Below are 20,339 nucleotides of genomic sequence, written 5' to 3' on the forward strand. Positions count from 1 at the left end.
TTCGTTCGCGCTGAACCCTGGCTCAACTGTGCGCAACAACAAAGTGCCCTTTCATTCCTTGGCAATCTCCGGTGCCAGCAACCACTCAGCACTGTCGTTCCAGACGTCCATATGGGTGATCTTGCCATCGCGCACTTCGAAGCGGTCCAGATAACGATTGCCCGAAAAGCGGCGGCCATCCGGCCATTCGCCGAACAGTGTGCCATTGGAATACACCACGGTATGGTCGCCCCGGTCCATCCAGTCGAAGTTTCCCATGGCTTTCTTGACCCAGGCGTAGCGTGAGCCATTGAACGCCGTGATCGCCAGTGGATCGGGCATGGCCCGGCCGCCGGTAAAGGTGATCTTTACATCGGCACTCATGAACGTCGCCGCCCGGACGGGATCCGGGGCCATGGAAGCCTCGAGAAAATTGCTAACAATCTGTACATCTTTATTCATTTCAGACATCGCTAAAACTCCTGACTCTAGGAATACCCGGTTGATTCGGACGCCTTTGCATGGTGCAAGCCGCCTTCTTTTGGCGCGAAAAACTCTGCCAGCCCCTGCAAAACCACCCTATTTCAAGGGCTGCTGCGACTGGCATCCTACTTGCTAGCAATAATTATGCAACTGCTAGCAATCAGGAGAATCAACTATGGCCACCCGGCTTCCAAACCTGCAACGTCTGCTGTTTCCCGTGGCTGCGGCAGTCACGCTCAACATGGCTGTTTTCGGTGGCGCGCAAGCGTCCGAGCCGCCGATCAAAGTCGGTCTGGTAGCCGCGCTTTCGGGCCAGTCGGCCAAATCCGGTGAAGCCCTGACTCGGGGCTTGACCATGGCCATCAACGAGGTCAACGCCAGCGGCGGCGTGCTCGGGCGTCCGCTGGAGCTGGTGCGGCGTGACGACGAAAGCAACCCGTCCAAGGGCATCCTCGCCGCTCGCGAACTGGTCCAGCGGGAAAAGGTCGCGGTGCTGTTTGGCGGTCTTGATACACCGGTTTCCCTGGCCATCGTGCCGCTGGTCAACCAGATGAAAGTACCGTTCATGGGCATCTGGGCCGCCGGTACGAAAATCACCGAGAACGGCGCAGCCGATAACTATGTGTTCCGGGTTTCCGCCGTCGATGAACTGGTGGATGAGGCACTGGTGAAGTACGGCGTCGACAACGGCATGAAGAGGCCGGGGATGATCCTCATCAACAATCCATGGGGCGAGTCCAACGAGGCTGGCTTCAAGCGCGCCCTGGAAAAACGCGGCATGCCCAACGCTGGTGTCGAGCGTATCCAGGACAGCGATCTCGACGTAGTGCCGCAACTGACCCGATTGAAAAACGCCGGTGCAGACACCCTGCTGCTGGTCGGTAACGTCAGTCCCTCGGCACAGGTGGTCAAGTCCCTGGACCGCATGGGCTGGGACGTGCCGGTCGTTTCTCACTGGGGGCCGGCCGGTGGACGCTTTGGCGAATTGGCGGGGCCGAACGCCTCTCGCGTGCATTTCATCCAGACCTACGTGTTCACCGAGAACAATGGCGCCAAGGGCGATGCCCTGTTGGCTGCGTTGAAAACGGCATACCCGCAGATCAAGACGCTGGCTGACGTCACGCCGGCAGTGGGCATTGCCAATGCCTACGACGCGCTGCATCTCACCGCCCAGGCCATCGAAAAAGCCGGCAGTACCGAGGGCAAGGCCGTACGCGACGGGTTCTACGCCATCAACGAATACGACGGTTTGATCAAGCACTACACGCAACCGTTTACCCCATCCAAACATGACGCGCTGGGGCCGGACGACTATCTGTTCACCCACGTCGTCAACGACCAGATCGTGCCGCTCAAGCCTGAGGAGTAAGCCATGTTCACCGCCGCCATCATCACCGGCCTCGGCCTCGGCAGCATGTACGCGTTGCTGGCGTTGGGTTTTCACCTGACCTACGTCGTCTCGCGCACCGTCAACTTTGCCCAAGGCAGCGCCATGATGGTCGGCGCCGTGCTGGGCTACACCCTCTGCATCAACTGGGGCTGGTCGCTGTGGCTGGCCCTGCCGCTGACGCTGATCCTCTGCGGGCTGTACGGCCTGGTGATCGAACGCTGGCTGGTACGGCCCTTCCACAGTCGCGGCTCACAGGCCTGGCTGATGGCAACGGTGGCGGGAGGCATCCTGGTGGATAACCTGGCGCTGTTTACCTTCGGCAAGGAGCCGCGCCAATTTGAAAGCAGCCTGGTCAATCTGAACATCGAGCTGTTTGGCAGCAACGTGGGCGCACTGCAATTGCTGATTCCGCTGGCAGGCGCGGCCATTGCCCTGGCGCTGTATCTGGTGCGGCGCTACACCCGGCTGGGCAAGGTGCTGGAAGCCTGCGTGCAGAATCCCCGCGCAGCGATGCTGATGGGGATCAACGTCAATCGTGTGGTCGCCATCGCCTTTGCTGTCTCCACGTTATTCGCCGGCGTGGCGGGTTTATTGATTGCGCCGCTGTTCAGCGTCAATGCGGAAATGGGCATGTTGTTCGGCCTCAAGGCGTTTGCGGTGGCCATTCTCGGTGGCATCACCAGCGCGGGCGGTGTGTTCACGGCGGGGCTGCTGTTCGGCCTGACTGAAGCATTGATCACGTTGTATTTCGGCTCCGCCTTCACCCAGATATTCACGTTTGCGCTGGTCATTGTCGCGCTGGCGATTCGTCCCAACGGTCTGTTCGGCAGCCAGGCATTGGTGAAAGTATGAAGAACTTCAACTCCTTGGCCGCACCGGTCTTCATTGCCCTGCTCGCGATCGTCTGCGGCGTGCTGGCGTTCACGCTGGACAGCTACTCGCTGCTGGTTTTCACCCTCTGCGCCCTGGCGGCGGTGGTCGGTGTGGGCCTCAATATCCTGATCGGCCTCAGTGGGCAGATTTCCTTCGGGCATATCGCCTTCTACGCCATCGGTGCCTATGTATCGGCACTGCTGACCCTGGCGGGCTGGCCGTTGTGGCTGGCCCTGCCCACGGCCGGTGCGGTAGCCGGACTGGTCGGCGCGCTGTTGGCGATTCCCGCCCTTCGGGTCAGCGGCCCGTACTTGGCGATGATCACCATCGCCTTCAGTTTTGTGGTGCATCACAGCCTGATCGAATGGCGGGACGTGACGGGCGGTTCCAACGGCTTGATGGGTATCCCGCTGCCGGAATTCGCCAGCCTTGATCCGGCGACTGTCCTCGCCCTGTTGGCCGGTGCGTTGATGATAGGCGCCCTGCTGTTTTACCAGCGCCTGAGCCACAGCAGTTGGGGCAAGGCCATGCGCGCGGTGAAAGCCTCGGAGATTGCCGCCCGCTCACTGGGCTTCAATCCGGTCATCAGCAAAACCCTGGCGTTTGCCTTGTCGGCGGCATTGACCGGGCTGGCGGGTGGCTTGCTCGCGCCATTGCTGATGTTCATCAACCCTGAATCCTTCCCGTTCTCCCAATCCATCCTGTTTGTCCTGGCCGTGATCGTCGGCGGCAGCGGCATGCTGTTCGGACCGTTGATTGGCGCACTGCTGATCGTGCTGGTGCCGGAACTGCTGTCCGACTTTGCCGAGTACCGCCTGCTGATCTTTTCCGTGCTCCTGCTATTGGTGCTCTGGATCGCGCCCAACGGCCTGCTCGGCGCCCTCGCCCGACGCTGGATCAAACCGCCTCGCTTGCTGCCACCGACGCGCATTGATCAGCAACGCATCGCCGCGCATTTGCGCAGTCGTGGCCCGTCTTCAGGCTTGCGGGTCAGTGACATAGGCATTCGCTTCGGCGGCGTGCAGGCCGCGCAGCATGTCAGCCTGCATGCACCTGCCGGCAGCATCACCAGCATCATCGGCCCCAACGGCGCGGGTAAAACCACCGTGCTCAACATGATCAGCGGGTTCTATGCACCGGACAGCGGCCAGATCGAATTGCAACAGCCATTGGCGGGCCTGCCGGCCTGGAAAAGCGCCCGGGCCGGCATCGCCCGCACCTATCAGACCACCCTGCTGTTCGGCGAAATGTCGGTGCTGGACAATCTGCTGGTGGCGATGCAGAAGGGTCGCCTGGGCCTGCCGTTCAGCCTTGCCACCGACGAGCAGCGAAGCCTGGCGCTGGATCTGCTGGCACTGGTGGGCTACCGCGGCGAGGTGAACATTGCCGCCGAAGACTTGCCCCATGTGGATCGCCGCCTGGTGGAAATCGCCCGGGCACTGGCCACCGCGCCTGCGGTCCTGTTGCTGGATGAACCGGCAGCGGGTCTGAGCCGCCGCGACACCGATGATCTGGCCGTTCTGCTGCGCAAGCTGGCGGATTTTGGCCTCACGGTGATTCTGGTCGAGCACGACATGGCGCTGGTCATGTCGGTGTCCGAGCACCTGCTGGTACTCGATGCGGGCAAGCCAATCGCCGCCGGTCCGCCGGCTGAAATCCGCTGCAACCAGCAGGTGATCGCCGCGTACCTGGGCGGCACCGAGTATCAGGCCACGCCGCGCGAACAGGCCTGGAATGGCAGCCGCGATGCGCGCCTGTTCGTCAAGGACCTGGTCATCGACTATGGCGCGTCAGCGGTGGTCGACAAGGTCAGCCTGCTGGTCAATCCCGGCGAGCTGGTGGCGATTCTCGGCGCCAACGGCGCGGGCAAATCGAGCATCCTGCAGTGCCTGGCAGGCCTGCATCGCGCCAGCAGCGGCAGCATCCTGCTGGACAACGAAAACATCGAACAGGCCAACGCCAGCACCGTCGCGGCAAAAGGCCTGGCGCTGGTACCCGAAGGCCGCCAGGTATTCCCTTACCTGAGTGTGCGCGACAACCTGTTGCTGGGTGGGTATTCACGCCGCGAAGCCTTCGACGCCGACGCGGAAATCGAGGCGATCCTCAAGCGCTTCCCGCGCCTTCGAGACCGCATCGACAACCCGGCCGGGCTGCTTTCCGGTGGCGAACAACAAATGGTCGCGGTGGGTCGCGGCCTGATGGCCAAGCCAAAAGTCCTGTTGCTGGATGAACCTTCACTGGGCTTGTCACCGGCCATGATCGGCGAGCTGTACGACGCACTGGCCGCACTGCGCGACGAAGGCGTGACCATCCTGCTGGTGGATCAAATGGCCAACCTGGCCCTTCAGGTGGCGGATCGCGCCTATGTGCTGGAAACCGGGAGCATTGTCAAAGCCGCCAGCGCCGCAGAATTGCGCGACGATCAGGCGTTGGCTGCCGCTTACCTGGGTGAAGGAGCGGTCGCATGAGCGCCTTGAAAGTCATCAATGCCCGGCTGCCTGACGAGCGCGCCAATAGCGAGCTTCATGTCGAGAACGGCTACTTCGTCGCCGCCTTCAGTAAGGACACACGCCATTGGCAAACCCTTGACCTGCAGGGCCAATTGATGATGCCGGGCCTGATCGAAACCCACTTGCATCTGGACAAGGCCTGCATCATGCAACGCTGCCAGCTGCATGAAGGCACGCTGGCTGAGGCCGTGGCGCAAACCCGGGCAGCAAAAGCCGAATTCACTGAAGACGATGTCTATCGGCGCGGTGCCCGGGTAATGGACAAGGCGATTGTCCAAGGCACGACGCATATCCGGACCCATGTCGAGCTGGACCCGCAGATTGGCCTGACCGGGTTCAATGCCATTCGCCGCTTGCAAGCCGATTATGCCTGGGCCATCAGCCTGGAAATCTGCGTGTTCCCCCAGGAGGGTTTGCTGAACAATCCGGGGACTGAAGCGCTGCTGTGCCAGGCACTGGAAAGCGGCGCCAGCGTACTCGGCGGCTGTCCCTATATGGACAGTGACCCGAACGGGCAGATCCAGCGCCTGTTCGAACTGGCGGTGCGCTACGACTGCGACCTGGACCTGCACCTGGATTTCGACCTGAATCCCGAAGGCATGACCGTCATGGAGGTGGCACGCTGCACGCAGCTGCATGGCTGGGGCGGACGCGTCACCGTCGGCCACGCGACCAAGCTGTCGACCTTGCCCCGGGAACCCCTGACGGTGCTTGGCCTGCACCTGGCGCAAGCGGGCGTGCAGGTGACTTGCCTGCCCAGCACCGATCTGTTCCTGATGGGCCGCGAGGCGTTTCACAACAAACCCAGAGGACTGGCGCCACTGGCGCATCTGCACGCTTGCGGCGTGACCTGTTCGGTGTCCACCAACAACATCGGCAACCCGTTCACGCCCTATGGCGACGCGTCGTTGATCCGCCAGGCCAACCTGTTCGCCAACGTCAGCCAGATGGGCACGGCGGCGCAACTGCGGCAATGCCTGGCGTGGGTATCCAGCGAGGCGGCGCGTATGCTGAGGTTGTCCGATTACGGTCTGCTGCCAGGCTGCCGCGCCGATTTCATTGTGTTCGACGCGCCCTCGCCGGCGGCGGTCATCGCTGAAATATGCGCACCGGTCATGGGCTTCAAGGGAGGGCTTCAGACGTTCAGCCGGCCGGCGGGAACGTTGCTGAAGCCGAGTGCTTAATCGATCAACGCCTGCTTGAGGTTGAATTCCTCGGGCACGCTTTCTTCCAGGGCCAACTGCCCTTCCAGTTCATCCAGGTGTTCGAGCATGACGGCGACGGCTCTTTCATTGTCGCCATTTTCCAGCGCGGTAATGATCTCCTGATGTTCATCCGAGGCGCAGGATGGCACGTCATTGCGCTGGTACAGCGCGACGATCAATGAACTGCGCACCATCAGGTTGGCGAGGATATCGCTCAGCACGGCATTGCCACTGATCTCGCCGAGCAGCAGGTGAAACTCGCTCAGCTCGCGGACGATGGCACGTCGATCGGTGTCGTTGGTGGCTTTGCGTTCGTTGTTCATGTGCCGGGCGATGCGCTGCCGGTGTTTGCGCATCACTGCCGGGGTGATGGCCTCGACGATCGCCCGCTCGATGGCGCGACGCGCGCTGGAGATATCCCGCGCTTCCTTTGCCGTCGGCTGAGCAACCATGGCGCCGCGATTGGCTTCGATGGTCACCACCTTTTGCATCGCCAGCCGCTGCAACGCCACCTGCACATGATTGCGGTTGGCATGCAGGGTTTCGACAATGTGTGCTTCTACCAATCGAGTGCCAGGCGGCAGGCGATGCTGGGCGATAGCCTTGAACAGCGCATCGACGATGCGTTGCACTTCAAGCTGTTTGGCGGTGACAGTGCTCAAGCCCATCCATTCCTCTGTTGTCCAGAAAGCCTCAGGCCAATACGCAAGGCTGCGGATGGCGGGCAATCGGCGGCATTATCCGCCAGCGGCATGAACCCGGCAAATGCCCCGCTCACGGCTCAGCCCGCCTGACCCAGGCCCGCGCCCTCGCCCCGTGGGTCATGCATGGCTCTGCGCAGGCCATCGGCATCGATGGCGATGATCCCGGCGTGGCCGGTCATGGGGCTGCGGGCCGGGATGATTTCCACCTCATGCCCCAGCATCCCAAGGCCCTCAATCGTGTTGACCGCCATGTCGCCTTCCAGCTTGAGATTGTCCGTGCTGTCGAAAAAACTGCGACCCAACAAAAAGCGCGGGGTTTGCAGGGCCTGGTCAATGGGCTGCTGGTAGTCGATCAGTTGGGTCGCCAGGACCATCTGGGTCTGCGGTTGACCATCGCCCCCCTGGGTGCCGAAGAACCAGCGTCGGCCATCGTCAGCCAGATAGCAGGACGGATTGAGCGTGTGCGCCGGACGCTTGCCGGGAGCCCAGCCATTGACGTGCCCGGGATTCGCGTTGAAGCCGGCAGCGCGGTTCTGCCACAGCACGCCGGTGTCACCCAGAACGCAGCCCGAGCCGAAGTCATGAAACAGGCTCTGGATCAGGCAGGCCGTACGCCCCTGTGCATCGGTCGCGGCCATCCAGACGGTATCGGCCGGGCGCCCCGGCTCGGTCCAGGGTGCAGCACGCTGGTCGTCGATGGCATCGGCATAGGCTTGAATCTGCACGCTTTCGAGACTGGCGGCAAAATCCCAGGGCTTGCTCAGCGGATCGCACAACTGCGCATTGCGCCGCAGCAACCCCTGCTTGATGGCTTCGACCAGATAGTGATAGTACAGCGCGCTGCCGTTGCCGACTTGCGCCAGCGGCTTGTGTTGCAGCGCGGCCATGGCCTGCAACGTGTAAAGGCCTTGGCACGGCGGCGCGACATTGTAGAGTCGTCCATCGCGGTAACGCACCGAAATCGGTGCGACTTCAGGGGCGCGGGTCGCGGCCAGATCGGCAGCGGTCAAGCCGCACCCAAGGCGATCGAACGCAGCCCCGAAAGCCTCAGCCAGTTCGCCGTGGTAGAAATCCTCGACGCCGTGTTTCGCCAGATGGCGAAGGGTGTTGGCGAGCTCGGGCTGGCGCAGGTTATCGCCCTCGCGCAGCCAGCGCCCGTCGGTCTTGCACAGGTGATGCAGGTCCGGCAATTGCTCGATCAACGGCTGGCGCAGGGTTTGCCAGAACAATTGCGATTGCGAAACCACGACACCGGCATCGGCCACGCTCGCTGCGTCTACCAACAGATCAGCCCAGCCCAGCCTGGAGCCCCACTCATGACGACTGATGTCTGCTGCGGTCTTCCAGCTCGCCATCGCGCCCGCGGTGCTGGCCACCGAAGCCGGACCTCGCACGGTGATGGATCCGCCCTCAGGCAAACGCTGCCCGGCCTGGCCGATCCCCACGATGGTGCGCACCTTGCTGTCGTGGATCATCCACAGGGCATCGCCACCCAGACCGGTCATGTGCGGGAAAACCGCTGCAAGCATGGCACTGGCGGCCAGCATCGCATCGATGGCCGTTCCGCCCGCCTCCAGAACCCGCATGCCGGTGGCGCTGGCATCGGCATGGGGCGTACAGATCACGGCACGACTGGAGGTAGCGATCATGGTTCAAGGCCTCTTTTTTGCTAGCTATCGATATGAATATTGTTAGCAAAGCAAGATGTATGCCTTTTACCCTGCGGCAGACGGGGTGGCGTCCAGCGTCAAACCCTTTTGAACGTCAACCAGGCCCCCCAAAACAAGCTATTGAAGAGATCCGGCGTCGTTCAACAGTTTTTGAACCGCCACCTCGGAAATGCAGTTTTCTGCGCCTTAGTTTTTCTCGGCACTGACCTGGCCGGTATACTTGGGCAGATTAATTTCCACATCAGCTTTTTGTTGCAGGCCTAGTTCCATAAGGCGGCCGATATGGTGTTGGGCGGCAGGGCGTCGAACAGAGTTGAGAAAAGCGGGCCATTCTTTCCCGACGTCTTCGTTTGAAGGGAGGGAAGCTACATTCACCAGTTCCTTGATCTCGCCCAGAGATTGCTTGTCGAAGGTGGCGATACGGCGGGCCAGAGCATCGACGAAGCTGTTCAGCTCGTTTTCGGGAAAGCTGCGGTTTACGTAACCATAACGCTCGGCCAGCTTGCCGTCGATGTCGTTACCGCTTAGCAGGACCTCTAATGCACGGCCGCGGCCGATAAGGCGTGGCAGGCGCGCCATTGGGCCTCCGCCTGGGACAAAGCCGGCGCCAATTTCAAATTGGGAAAGCACTGCCTTGTCGCTGGCAAAACGCATATCGCTGGCCAAGGCCAGTTCACTGCCCACGCCAGAGGCGCGGCCGTTGATCATCGCGATGGAAACCACTGGGGACTTACTCAGGCGTACCAACATGTCCGGAAGGGGCGGCAGGCCGGTCTTCCCGTTGGGCATTTCCAGGGTCCGCTCCAGAGGCTCGGCGAAGTCGTAGTGGGTTAGGAAAAAGCCAGGCACCTTGCTTTCAAAAACCACCACCTTGAGTTTGGTGTCGTTTTCTATCGCGCTGACCACCTTCTCGAACTGCAAGGTAGAATCCGGACCATATATGTTGAAAGGCGGGTTGTTGATCTGCACTCGCCAGTATTCCGGACTGATCTTGTCAATGAGAAACTGGTTGGGGGAGGAACTGGCGGATTTTGGGGGACTGGTAGCAGGGTCGGCGGCAAGGGCTTGACCAACTATGGTACTCCCGCCCAACAGCATGCTAAAGGCGAGAGTGGCGCTTACGATACGTCGTGATTTCATAATGGTGGAACTCCAATTTTATGGAATGAACAACGATGAATTGACCTGATTTCTGTTCAGGACCACGAGCACCGGTTGATGCTCGAATTAGCAGTACCGTTTTGGCAAATATAGGCGCGACGTGGTCATGTTTATGTGCAACTTGGTGATACCCCCTTCTGCCGGCCAGCCAACATCGCCGGTTTTTTTAGGAAAGTTGAACTTGGCTGTGCTTCAGGAGAACGATGGGGTCACTATATTTATGATGATCATCAAGATAAACGGACGATCTGAAATATCAGTTAATACATGGCGTAACTAATCAGCTAAAACTTCAGGAGCGATGGGCTATCGAATCCGAAGTGGCGATTGGGGAATTGCCTAAGCGCTGCTGTTCTGCTCAGTGCAGCTGCCCCAATTCATAGAAAGCTGCCTGTGATGTGTGTCTACGAGTGTAGTGCGGTTCACGGAGCTTGCTCGACAGGCTGCATTTGATCTTCAAGGCGAGGCGGCTATGCAGTGAATATGAACGCAGACCAAGGGGGAAACCGCACCGGTGCACGCCTTTGGATAGGCCATGCTCGTCTGTACCAATGCTCGTGGTTTAGGGCGTTAAGCCGAAATCGCTAACGTACGAAACGCCCGCTGAACGATTTAGCCAATCTGTTGCATCGACCGGTTGAATCCACAGCCAAAAGCAGTCGTTCGGAGGTGTCTGATAAATCAGGGAAGAGTCAACCAAAAACGCCTTGGGTGGCTCAGGCAAATCGGGCGTCATCTGGCCTGATGCGACGGATAAATACCGGCAAGCCGCGCTATCACGACCCCCACGTAAAAGACGCCTGAAAATTCTTCGACCATCACCAGTGAGCGGGCATGGTTGGTGATCGGGATAATATCCCCGTAACCGGTGGTCGTGAGCGTCGTGAAGCTGAAATAGATCAGTTTGAAGAAAGTGCCGGGCTGTCTGAAATCGAAGTTGCCAGGGCCGAATGAGCCAGCGGCGGAAATCTCGACCAGGGCATAGATGAAGGACCAAACGAAGACCAGCATGATGTAGCCCGCAAGTGCGCCATGCAGCTTGTCCGCTGTAATCGGCCCGCGCTTGAGAAGGTAGCGCAGTACCCCGCTGAACGAAACCGTAAGAGACACCGCATAGGTTATCCCTGCAAGTTCAAGAGTCGAGATACTCTCGGTCCACAAGGCCGCCCATTGAAGGCCAATCCCGAGCAACGCCAGGCACAGTTTGAGGATGAATCCGGGTCGGGTCTGCCGGGTGGCGAAAGCGCCCACGAGCAGCACAGCCGAAAACAGAATGCCGAGCAACATGCGAGCAATCAGCCCCTCCTCAAGAAAGGGGAACAGGAGGATCAATCCCAGTAAAAGCAGCAACAGATAAGTGCAGGGCCCTAGCCCTATTACCATCTGAGCTAAATCCGCGTCGGATTCGGCTTTATCTTGCGGGCTTGTCATACCAGATTCCCAGAGGTTGAAGTAACGCACGTGACCTGACAAGACCAAGCGCGACGGGGTCCAGTTGTGCATGATAGCCCCAGAAACACAACTGACTTGTCCAATGCCCGCGCAAGCCTCATGCAAGGGGGGATTCCCTCATCCCTACCCCCTTGCGCCCTAGCTGCTTGACACCATACATGGCCTGATCCGCTGCTTTAAGTAATGCGTCGAGAGATTGCCCATGAACAGGACACAGCGAAACTCCGACGCTGCACGACACTGAAAGCTCCCCCGCACTCGTCGCGACTGTCTGGGCGATGGTGTCAAATACCCTCGCCGCTTGCGACTCAGCGCTCTGGGGGTCAGAAAGATTGGAGATCAGCATCACAAATTCGTCGCCGCCGTATCGGGCAGCCGTGTCACATGACCGGGTGGCTTGAAGCATGCGGCGTGCAACCGCTTGCAAAACCTGGTCGCCGACTTCATGACCGTACTTGTCGTTGACCTCCTTGAAATGATCCAAGTCGATCAAAAGCACAGCGAACGGAATCCCTTTCACTTCCCAATCCGAGATGGCCTGGGCAAAACGCTCAGCGAACAGGTAACGGTTAGGCAGTTGCGTGAGTACATCATGGGTTGCCAGATAGGCTGAGCGTTCGTGCTCAACTTCGGCTCTTTCTATCGCCTTGAAATGCGTGATCAATACCATCGGCATCAGCACCAGAGCGCCGGCGAGTACCAAAAGAATCATCAACATTTCTTCAGTAAGGACATCCCCGAAACGAAGTTGCCGGTCGAATACCAGCGTCATGGGCTGCGATGTACTGCGGATCTCGACACGGTCGTTCAATTGCGGCAAAAACAGGCGATCAAGGAAGCCAGCCTGTTGAACGTGCGTGGAAAAAACATCGCTTTCAGAACCGGCTGCGGTCTTCAGCACGGCAGTTATATGAACCAGTGGGTCGACGTTAGCGTGATTGACGGCATCAAGAAGAGAGCCCGTCTTGATCAACAGCAATGACACCATAGTGCTACCAAAAAAATTGGGGCTGGGGCTCGTTCGCTCTTGGTCAGGCCGGCTGACTAACTGCATCAGAATGTAAGCACTACCGCCCTCGTACATGGAAAAAACGGGAGAAACCACGGGTTTCTGGCTGCTTTGGGCGCGTGCCAGCGCGTAGGAAAGGTAAGCGACCGTTTCTAACCTCACCCCGTAAATCGAACTGGATTCAGGGAGCAAGGGGTACATAAACAAAACGGGCCAGGTCTCTTTGAGGAAGGCCTGAGGTTGGGTTGGCTGCCCAGTGAGACTTGGGAAATCCTTGAGCTCAAAGTCTGGGCGCCATGTGCGCCGCAACAGATCCTCAAAGGCGGATTGCTCGGCGACAGGCACGGAGCGGGCTGCCTCGAGCATGTAGATATGCGGGTAGGCCGACAATACGACTGCCGCATATCGGGACGTCGCTTCGGTATCACTCTGGTCTACGGCTTGCAGGAATGCAGAGAAGCCCGAGAGCACAGCTTCATTGGTATCAAGCTGATTGCGCACAATCCCAGAGATGTTTTGCACGTACTCGGAAAAATACGTTTCCCTTCGCTGAGTCTCGGACTTCAGCAGTAGTAACGCCGAAAAAACCACCAGACCGACCGCTAAAAAAATAAAGCCCATCAGCGAATTGCGCCGCTTTGTCCATATCATCCTGATCTTCCGATTTCGCGGTGCGTCCAAATTACTGTCACGCTCTACAAGCATTCAGCCTTCAGCGAAACAACTTGTATTTTTCCATGCCCCTGACTGTAGCGTCTCGTTTCGTCAGGTGAAAATTTTGATCACGTGGGCAAGCGCCTAAACCACGGTCATGGATTGTCGCTCCGTAAGAACCTCCAGCAACTGCTTGTGGTTAAGCCGCTGACACTCGTCCCGAACTTCCTCTCGAATTTGATAGGTCGTCTTCAAGCGATGTTTTTCTTCGTTGTCATAGATGTTGAAACCGATGGCGCAGTCTCACAATAGAAGCGCATTCCATCACGCATTGATCCAGTCTCTGTCGGGATTGCAGGGACAACAACGAATCTGGAAATCATCTTCAGGCCCTCTCCTAACACACCCTAAGGTTTAGCGGCTATTTGCCAGCACGACAAGTGACTGGCGAGTGTTTCCGATGACAAGCACCGCGGCCTGAGAGCGGTTCGCATCGCACATAAAGTCGGCTATCCAGGCTGCGACAGGCAAAAAAACGGCCACAGGCAGCCGCTGGACACACTAGTGGCTAATCGGTAACGTCGACCCTCGACACTGAATTTGTCCCGTAGTTGAGTCGTCAGGCGTATTGGTTGGAGACGCTGCAATGACAACAATCGATATGAAATTCCGATTCGAAGCAAAGCTTCTCCGCCCGGCAAAGCCTGGTAATGATACGTCCTGGGCGTTCCTGATATTGCCAGCAGACGCGAGTGAACAGCTTCCAAGGCGAGGAAGAACGACAGTTGAAGGCACAATCAATGGGCACCCCTTCCAGGCAACCCTTGAGCCTGATGGTCAGCTGAGCCATTGGCTGCCGGTCGGCAGAGAGCTACTCGAAGCCGCAGGCGCAGCTGTGGGGGACATCGTTACGCTGGAGCTAGCCTCTGTGAAGAAGGAACCCGAGCCTGACATCCCGGCAGATTTTCAAGAGGCACTCGCAGCTACTCCTGAGGCGCTTAAAGTCTGGAACAATACGACGACCATCGCACGAGTAGACTGGATACACTGGATTACTTCAGCCAAGCAACTCAAGACCCGCGCGAAACGAATCGGTGATGCCTGCGATATGCTCGCCAGCGGCAAGAAGCACGTTTGCTGTTTCGACCCGTCCGGTTACTACAGTAAGGCCTTCCGTGCGCCCGAGGCGGATAATTCTTGAATGGGGCATTACGTTGGTGCGCTGCACTCCTTGACGGAAAGCAGCGCCAGGAACGATCGAGTTTCGGTTCGAAACCCTTTATGACCAGAATCCTATATGCGGCTCGCTAGCCTCGGCTTCCAGCATTGGTCCCAATACGCTGACCTTGCGCTGGCCCTTGGCAAAGACTTCGCGACACGGCAAAGCAAACGTCGGATTCTCGGGATGATCCCCCGTCAGCCCCAGTAACGAGTGCTCCGACAAGGCATAAACCACTCGCCCGATTCCCGTCCAATACACCGCACCGGCACACATGCAGCAGGGTTCGGCACTGGTGTACAGCGTGCACTGCTCCAGTTCCTGCGCAGACAAAAGCCTGGCAGCGGCAGCCGCCGCGACCAGTTCGGCGTGCTGTGTGGGATCGCCCTCCGGCGGCATCGAATTGTTGCCCGCTTCGACAATCACCTTGCCGTTGCGGTCAGCCACCAACGCCGCGAACGGATGACGGCCGCGCTGTTTTGATGCCTGCGACAAGGCGATGGTCTGGCGCAGCAACGCCAGATCCAGATCGCTGACGCCGGCCGGAACAAGCTGAGTGAATTGATTCATGGGTAACTCCTGGGCAGTGGAAAAACAAAAGATCAGTCGACCCATTCAGCCGCTGAGACGCCGACGCTGTCGGTCGATTTTTTTTCATTGTTGAGCAGCACGTTGAGCACAATGGCGGTGATCGCACCGAGAAAGATTCCGCTGTCCAGCACCAGTTTCAGCGTAGGGCCGACGTGCTCGAACAATGCAGGAAAAGACATCGGCAACACGCCGACACTGACCGACACCGCGACGATGATGCCGTTGCGGGTGCCTTCGAACTGCACGCGTGACAGTTCCTGAATCCCTGCCACCGTGGTCATGCCGAACATCACGATCGCGCAACCACCGAGCACCGGAGTCGGCACCGCCGCGATCAACGCACCCAGTTTGGGGAACAACCCCATCAGCACCATGATTGCCCCGGCAGCGGCCACGACGAAGCGGCTCTTGATGTTGGAGAGCGCAATCAAACCGGTGTTCTGCGTGAAGGCGTTGTAGGGGAAACTGTTGAACAAGCCACCGAGCATGGTCGACAGGCCATCAGCGCGGAACGCATTGCCGAGGGATTGTTGGGTGGTTGGCTTGCCGGTCAATTTGCCGATGGCCAGGCAGTTGCCAGTGGTTTCGGCCATGATCACCAGCATCGCCAGGGTCATGATCAAAATCGGCACGAGCGAAAATTCCGGCGCGCCGAATGCCATCGGTGCACTCAGTTCAAACCACGCCGCTTCGCTCACTCGGGTGAAATGGGTCATACCGCAGGCTGCGGCAATCAAGCTACCGACGAACAAACCGATGAGTACGCTGAGGTTGCCGATGAAGCCTTTGAATTTGGCGTAGATCACTAGCGTGACACTGACCGTGGCCAGGCCCAGCAGCAGATTCGCGGGGCTGCCGAAATCTGCCGCCTCAGGGTTGCCGCCGCCCAGCCAGATCGCGGCAGCCGGCATCAGCGAGATACCGATGATGGTGATCAGACTGCCGATCACCACTGGCGGAAAGAATCGCAACAGACGGCTGAATACCGGTGCCAGCGCAATGGTTATGAAGCCTGCGGCAATCACCGCCCCGAATATCTGACTGAGCCCGAACTCCTTGCCAATCATGATCATCGGCGCAAGGGCGATGAACGAGCAGCCTTGAATCAGTGGCAAGCGCGCACCAAATTTCCAGAACCCGATGGTCTGAATCAGCGTCGCCACGCCGGACGTCAGCAGGTTGGCGTTGATCAGCAAGATGATCTGCGCCGAGGACAACCCCATCGCGCTGCCCAGAATCAGTGGCACCGCCACCGCCCCTGCGTACATCACCAGCACATGCTGCAAGCCAAAGGTGACCAGCTGCCGCAAGGGCAAAACCTCGTCCACCGGATGAATGCGTTGTGTATTCATGTCACAGGCTCCTGAAGGTACGGCATAGGGTGTGAGTGATCGCGGTATTCTCAGGGGCGGTCGCAAGCCTGCTCCAACCCCGGTGATCGATTGACGCAGGGCCATACTCGAGCGTTTTTAACGATGAAACAAATTAGCAACCATCGCTTTTTTCGATGGCGTACAAGCGGCACACTCAAGCACTCTTGTTGATGTTTAAACCCCCACGTTCGACCAGGAGTAAACCGATTGCGCTTCTCACTCGATCAACTGCAGATGTTTGCCCAAGTGGTCAAAAGCGGTTCGTTCTCCGCCGCTGGACGCAAGTTGGGCAAGACGCAATCGACCATCAGCGCAGCGATTGCCAATCTCGAAACCGATTTGGGCGTTGATCTGTTCGACCGCACCAACCGCAGCCCTGCCCTCACCGCCAGCGGCCAAAAACTGTTGATCCAGGCCGAAGCCGTGCTCGAACGCTGCATGACCTTCGAGGCACATGCCGAATGCCTGTCGGATAACGTCGAGCCCAGCCTGACCTTGGCCATTGAAACGCCCTACGGGCCGGTCATGCCGGTGCTCAAGGCCTTCGAACAGGCGTTTCCCTTCGTCGACCTGATCGTCCGCCACCCGGTGCACGGTGACGTCAGTGAACTGGTCAGCAGTGGAGAGGCGGAGCTTGGCGTGGCGTTTTCACAACCTGGCTACCCGAAGGAACTGGCGTTCCAGCAACTGGGCAAATTGATCATGCTGCACGTTTGCCATCCCGATCATCCGCTGGCACAGCTTGACACCGTTACGTTCGAGGACCTGCACGTGCATCGACGCCTGGCATTCAGCGCGCACGCGAACAAACTGCCCAGCAGTGAATACCTGCGCTCGACCCAATTGTGGCAAGCGGAGAACTACCTCGCGTTGCTGGAAATGGTCCGCGCTGCGCTCGGTTGGGCCACCCTGCCCCGTCAACTCATCCAGCGCGAACTGGCCAGGGGCGAACTGGTAGAACTACCCCTCTCGGCCTACCCGCACACCGACTGGCAAATTGGCGTCGACCTTTTATGGATGCGCCAACGGCCATTGGGCAAGGCTGGACGCTGGCTGAAAGAGAAACTGCAGGGCAATAAAGTGTATGAACTGGATCGCAATGGACAGACCACCACGCTGTGACCAATCTGAAACGGCCGCTGACTTGAACAGTTTTACTAAAGCACACAAAAAAGCCGATCCAACTGATCGGCTTGGTTGCTGATGCTGGCAGCCGATGTTCGGGTTTGGGTTACAAAACCTCGAACAATCCCGCTGCTCCCATGCCACCACCCACGCACATTGTTATCACCACGAACTTCACCCCCCGCCGCTTTCCTTCCAGCAACGCGTGCCCAACCATTCGCGCGCCGCTCATGCCGTAGGGATGCCCAATGGAAATTGCGCCGCCATTGACGTTCAGTTTCGCCGGATCGATCCCCAACTGTTGTGCGCAATACAACACTTGGCAGGCAAACGCCTCGTTCAATTCCCACAAGCCGATATCGTCCACCTTCAACCCGTGCTGACGGAGCAGCTTGGGCACTGCCAGTACGGGGCCGATACCCATTTCTTCCGGGGCTAGCCCGGCGATTGCGATCCCTCGATACAGGCCCAAGGGTGCAATGCCTGATCGCGCAGCCACTGCCCCCTCAAGTAAAACGCAGGCGCTGGCGCCGTCGGACAACTGACTGGCATTGCCGGCCGTGACACTACCGCCCTCCACTATCGGCTTGAGCCCTTGCAGATCGCTGAGTTGGGTTGTCGGCCTTTTGCCTTCATCCTGGACGAGCGTGAAATCCTGATAGCTCACCGCCCCGCTTTCCTTATCGACGACTCGCTTGCGTGCCTTGACCGGAACAATTTCGTCGGCGAAAACACCAGCTTCCTGCGCCGCCGCGGTGCGTTGCTGAGACTCAAGCGCATAGGCGTCCTGCGCTTGCCGACTGATGCCATACCGGCGCGCAACGAGTTCGGCCGTTTGTAGCATTGGCATGTACGCATGCTCGCTCATGCGCAGCACGTTGGCATCGAACGCCTCGCTCGCCATTTGATTGTGAGCATTCTGCACCAGGCTGATCTGCTCTTGCCCGGCACCAACGGTCACCTGCATGCCGTCGACGATGATCTGCTTGGCGGCGATGGCAATGGCCATCAGGCCCGATGCGCACTGGCGGTCGATCGTCTGCCCACTGACCGAAATGGGCAAGCCTGCGGCCAGGGCCGACAAACGCGCCGGGTTGATGGCCGCAGTGCCGCTCTGCATGGCTGTACCCAGCACCAGGTCTTCGATCTGACCCGGCTCGATGCCAGCACGCTCGACTGCTGCGCGAATGGCAACGGCCGTCATACTGGGCGTCTTGAGGTCATTGAATGCGCCACGCATCGCCTTGGCGATCGGTGTGCGAGCGGTGGAAACAATCACGGCGTCTTTCATGGTTCAAGTTCCTTGTTCGATGAGGGCTGGCAGTCGCTGACCAGCTCAGTCAGTGCCAGGCGCAGCCGTTCGGGAATCGGCGCCGGGCGCCTTTGCTGACGGTCAACAAACACATGCACGAAACGCCCGGTCGCACAGGCCAGTGCCTGGCCTTCACGGAACACCGCAAGTTGATAATGCACTGAGCTGTTACCCAGTCTGCTGACCGCCAGTGCCACTTCGATGGGCTCCGGGAACGCAACCGGCGCGTGGTAATCGCAGCCGGAGCTCACCACCAGGCCGATCACCGGACCTGCGTGGATATCCAGCCCTCCCTGCTGGATCAGGACGCTGTTCACGGCAGTGTCGAAGAAACCGTAAAAGACGACATTGTTGACGTGTCCATACACGTCGTTGTCGTGCCAACGGGTGTTGATCGTTGTGAAGTGCCGATAGCCGGCACGCTGCCTGAGGTCGGTCATCAATATGCCGCTTCATAAACGGCCAACGCGTCGGCTTCGGTGAGTGTGCGCGGGTTGTTCACGAGCAGACGCTGCTGTTGCATCGCGTCACTGGCCAGTTGGGCCAGACTTTCTCTGGGAACACCAACCGCACGCAGCGTGGTCGGTAATTCGCAACGAGATCCCAATTGCGCCAACTCAGAGACAAATTGATCGGCGCGAGAATGGTGATCACCTGCCTGCAACCTTTCTCCCAGCAAAGGCAGAGCGAGTTCGGCGTAGTCCGCCATCGCTACCGGCAGGTTGAAGCGCAGCACATGAGGCAGCACCAGCGAATTCGCCAGCCCATGAGGAATGTGAAAGTGCCCGCCCAGCGGGTACGCCAGCGCATGCACCGCCGCCACCGGCGCGTTGGCGAATGCCTGGCCGGCCAGGCAGGCACCCAGCAACATCGCCTGGCGCGCGCCCAGGTTGCCGCCGTTGTACACGGCCTGGTCGAGGTTGCAGGCCAAAAGCCGTAGCGCCTCTCGCGCCAAGAGGCTGGACAGCGGATTGCGTTTGAGCTTGCTGGTGTAGGCCTCGATCGCATGCACCATGGCATCAATGCCCGTGGCCGCCGTCACGGCAGGCGGCAAACCTAACGTACAGACGGCGTCGAGTACGGCGAGATCCGGCAACAGTAACGGCGAGACGACGCCCATCTTGGTGGTTTCACCGGTGGTGACGATCGCGATGGGGGTCACCTCCGAGCCGGTCCCGGCAGTCGTCGGCACCTGAATCAGCGGCAAGCGCTGGCCCTTGGCTTGGTCGACGCCATACAGCTCGGTGATCGGTTGAGTGCACTGCGGATGCGCCAGCAGCGCGACCAGTTTGGCCACGTCCATCGAACTGCCGCCACCAAAGCCGACGATCAGGTCGGCACCGACATGCCGGGCCCGTTCAACAGCGGCGAGCACGCAGGCCTGACTCGGATCCGCCGACACGTCACTGAAGATCGCCACAGCAACTTTTGCGAGGGTGAAACCGGGCAACACATCATCAAGCATGCCCAGGCGAGCAATACCCGGGTCGGTGACTATCAATACACGGCGCGCGCCGCGTTCCCTGCACAGATTGGCAAGGCGCTGCGCGGCGCCGGTTTCGCAGAGAATCTGCGCTGTAGTGGCAAAGCTGAAAGGCTGCATGTCAGCGCCTCCTGATTATTGTTATG

The 20,339-nt window shown here is 59.3% G+C and carries 17 protein-coding genes; 6 read left to right on the forward strand and 11 right to left on the reverse strand.

Features of this window, described 5'->3' with window-relative positions; genetic code table 11:
• Positions 1 to 51: 51 nt before the first annotated feature.
• Positions 52 to 450, reverse strand: a complete 399-nt coding sequence (locus tag D8U18_RS15580; protein ID WP_056856778.1) for a nuclear transport factor 2 family protein — start codon at positions 448 to 450, stop codon at positions 52 to 54.
• Between the two features lie 187 nt (positions 451 to 637).
• Between D8U18_RS15580 and D8U18_RS15585 the strand changes: the two genes are divergently transcribed.
• From D8U18_RS15585 to D8U18_RS15600, 4 genes are read left to right on the forward strand one after another with little or no spacing between them, the layout of a single operon-like run.
• Entirely contained in the window at positions 638 to 1,831 is a 1,194-nt protein-coding gene (locus tag D8U18_RS15585; RefSeq protein WP_131107936.1) for an ABC transporter substrate-binding protein, read from the forward strand.
• Between the two features lie 3 nt (positions 1,832 to 1,834).
• Entirely contained in the window at positions 1,835 to 2,704 is an 870-nt protein-coding gene (locus D8U18_RS15590) for a branched-chain amino acid ABC transporter permease (protein ID WP_130931509.1), read from the forward strand.
• Positions 2,701 to 5,193 carry an ATP-binding cassette domain-containing protein gene (locus D8U18_RS15595; protein WP_131107937.1) on the forward strand — a complete coding sequence of 831 codons (2,493 nt, stop codon included), beginning with the start codon at positions 2,701 to 2,703 and terminating at the stop codon, positions 5,191 to 5,193. The genes D8U18_RS15590 and D8U18_RS15595 overlap by 4 nt, the downstream gene beginning before the upstream one ends.
• On the forward strand, positions 5,190 to 6,419 hold the full coding sequence (locus D8U18_RS15600; protein ID WP_131107938.1) for an amidohydrolase family protein: 1,230 nt from the start codon (positions 5,190 to 5,192) through the stop codon (positions 6,417 to 6,419). The genes D8U18_RS15595 and D8U18_RS15600 overlap by 4 nt, the downstream gene beginning before the upstream one ends.
• On the opposite strand, the gene D8U18_RS15605 is transcribed toward D8U18_RS15600, so the two are convergent.
• The 5 genes from D8U18_RS15605 to D8U18_RS15625 all read right to left on the reverse strand — a co-directional run bounded on the left by D8U18_RS15605 (position 6,416) and on the right by D8U18_RS15625 (position 13,087).
• A complete protein-coding gene (locus tag D8U18_RS15605) occupies positions 6,416 to 7,108 on the reverse strand; it encodes a GntR family transcriptional regulator (protein ID WP_131107939.1) in 693 nt (230 codons plus the stop codon). The two genes, D8U18_RS15600 and D8U18_RS15605, sit on opposite strands and share 4 nt — an antisense overlap.
• A gap of 113 nt (positions 7,109 to 7,221) precedes the next feature.
• Positions 7,222 to 8,793, reverse strand: a complete 1,572-nt coding sequence (locus tag D8U18_RS15610; RefSeq protein ID WP_131107940.1) for a gamma-glutamyltransferase — start codon at positions 8,791 to 8,793, stop codon at positions 7,222 to 7,224.
• Between the two features lie 207 nt (positions 8,794 to 9,000).
• A complete protein-coding gene (locus D8U18_RS15615; protein WP_241664331.1) occupies positions 9,001 to 9,783 on the reverse strand; it encodes an enoyl-CoA hydratase/isomerase family protein in 783 nt (260 codons plus the stop codon).
• 924 nt (positions 9,784 to 10,707) lie between these two features.
• On the reverse strand, positions 10,708 to 11,406 hold the full coding sequence (locus tag D8U18_RS15620; RefSeq protein ID WP_130906504.1) for a potassium channel family protein: 699 nt from the start codon (positions 11,404 to 11,406) through the stop codon (positions 10,708 to 10,710).
• A gap of 118 nt (positions 11,407 to 11,524) precedes the next feature.
• Positions 11,525 to 13,087, reverse strand: a complete 1,563-nt coding sequence (locus D8U18_RS15625; RefSeq protein WP_131107941.1) for a sensor domain-containing diguanylate cyclase — start codon at positions 13,085 to 13,087, stop codon at positions 11,525 to 11,527.
• A 649-nt stretch (positions 13,088 to 13,736) separates the two neighbouring features.
• Here D8U18_RS15625 and D8U18_RS15635 point away from each other — a divergent pair.
• Positions 13,737 to 14,291, forward strand: coding sequence for a YdeI/OmpD-associated family protein (locus D8U18_RS15635; protein ID WP_131107942.1), 555 nt, complete (start codon positions 13,737 to 13,739; stop codon positions 14,289 to 14,291).
• 78 nt (positions 14,292 to 14,369) lie between these two features.
• Here D8U18_RS15635 and D8U18_RS15640 read toward each other — a convergent pair whose 3' ends face one another.
• Positions 14,370 to 14,879, reverse strand: a complete 510-nt coding sequence (locus D8U18_RS15640) for a nucleoside deaminase (protein ID WP_130905044.1) — start codon at positions 14,877 to 14,879, stop codon at positions 14,370 to 14,372.
• A gap of 32 nt (positions 14,880 to 14,911) precedes the next feature.
• Positions 14,912 to 16,252: a nucleobase:cation symporter-2 family protein gene (locus D8U18_RS15645; RefSeq protein WP_131107943.1), complete on the reverse strand. Its 1,341-nt coding sequence runs from the start codon at positions 16,250 to 16,252 to the stop codon at positions 14,912 to 14,914.
• Positions 16,253 to 16,480: 228 nt separating this feature from the next.
• On the opposite strand from D8U18_RS15645, the gene D8U18_RS15650 reads away from it, so the two are divergent.
• Positions 16,481 to 17,395: a LysR family transcriptional regulator gene (locus tag D8U18_RS15650; RefSeq protein WP_131107944.1), complete on the forward strand. Its 915-nt coding sequence runs from the start codon at positions 16,481 to 16,483 to the stop codon at positions 17,393 to 17,395.
• 109 nt (positions 17,396 to 17,504) lie between these two features.
• Here D8U18_RS15650 and D8U18_RS15655 read toward each other — a convergent pair whose 3' ends face one another.
• From D8U18_RS15655 to D8U18_RS15665, 3 genes are read right to left on the reverse strand one after another with little or no spacing between them, the layout of a single operon-like run.
• On the reverse strand, positions 17,505 to 18,689 hold the full coding sequence (locus D8U18_RS15655) for an acetyl-CoA C-acyltransferase (protein ID WP_131107945.1): 1,185 nt from the start codon (positions 18,687 to 18,689) through the stop codon (positions 17,505 to 17,507).
• Complete coding sequence (locus tag D8U18_RS15660) at positions 18,686 to 19,150, reverse strand: thioesterase family protein (protein WP_130932139.1); 465 nt, start codon at positions 19,148 to 19,150, stop codon at positions 18,686 to 18,688. Before D8U18_RS15660 ends, D8U18_RS15655 begins: the two co-directional genes overlap by 4 nt.
• Positions 19,150 to 20,313, reverse strand: coding sequence for an iron-containing alcohol dehydrogenase (locus D8U18_RS15665; protein WP_131107946.1), 1,164 nt, complete (start codon positions 20,311 to 20,313; stop codon positions 19,150 to 19,152). The genes D8U18_RS15660 and D8U18_RS15665 overlap by 1 nt, the downstream gene beginning before the upstream one ends.
• Positions 20,314 to 20,339 lie beyond the last annotated feature (26 nt).

Source organism: Pseudomonas sp. Sample_10 (assembly GCF_004321495.1).
Taxonomy (GTDB): domain Bacteria; phylum Pseudomonadota; class Gammaproteobacteria; order Pseudomonadales; family Pseudomonadaceae; genus Aquipseudomonas.

Coding starts and splice junctions, on each gene's coding strand:
- D8U18_RS15600 (WP_131107938.1), top strand. CDS start 5,190: ATGAGCGCCTTGAAAGTCATCAATGCCCGGCTGCCTGACGAGCGCGCC.
- D8U18_RS15660 (WP_130932139.1), bottom strand. CDS start 19,150: ATGACCGACCTCAGGCAGCGTGCCGGCTATCGGCACTTCACAACGATC.
- D8U18_RS15625 (WP_131107941.1), bottom strand. CDS start 13,087: ATGATATGGACAAAGCGGCGCAATTCGCTGATGGGCTTTATTTTTTTA.
- D8U18_RS15640 (WP_130905044.1), bottom strand. CDS start 14,879: ATGAATCAATTCACTCAGCTTGTTCCGGCCGGCGTCAGCGATCTGGAT.
- D8U18_RS15635 (WP_131107942.1), top strand. CDS start 13,737: ATGACAACAATCGATATGAAATTCCGATTCGAAGCAAAGCTTCTCCGC.
- D8U18_RS15645 (WP_131107943.1), bottom strand. CDS start 16,252: ATGAATACACAACGCATTCATCCGGTGGACGAGGTTTTGCCCTTGCGG.
- D8U18_RS15585 (WP_131107936.1), top strand. CDS start 638: ATGGCCACCCGGCTTCCAAACCTGCAACGTCTGCTGTTTCCCGTGGCT.
- D8U18_RS15580 (WP_056856778.1), bottom strand. CDS start 450: ATGTCTGAAATGAATAAAGATGTACAGATTGTTAGCAATTTTCTCGAG.
- D8U18_RS15665 (WP_131107946.1), bottom strand. CDS start 20,313: ATGCAGCCTTTCAGCTTTGCCACTACAGCGCAGATTCTCTGCGAAACC.
- D8U18_RS15590 (WP_130931509.1), top strand. CDS start 1,835: ATGTTCACCGCCGCCATCATCACCGGCCTCGGCCTCGGCAGCATGTAC.
- D8U18_RS15595 (WP_131107937.1), top strand. CDS start 2,701: ATGAAGAACTTCAACTCCTTGGCCGCACCGGTCTTCATTGCCCTGCTC.
- D8U18_RS15620 (WP_130906504.1), bottom strand. CDS start 11,406: ATGACAAGCCCGCAAGATAAAGCCGAATCCGACGCGGATTTAGCTCAG.
- D8U18_RS15655 (WP_131107945.1), bottom strand. CDS start 18,689: ATGAAAGACGCCGTGATTGTTTCCACCGCTCGCACACCGATCGCCAAG.
- D8U18_RS15605 (WP_131107939.1), bottom strand. CDS start 7,108: ATGGGCTTGAGCACTGTCACCGCCAAACAGCTTGAAGTGCAACGCATC.
- D8U18_RS15610 (WP_131107940.1), bottom strand. CDS start 8,793: ATGATCGCTACCTCCAGTCGTGCCGTGATCTGTACGCCCCATGCCGAT.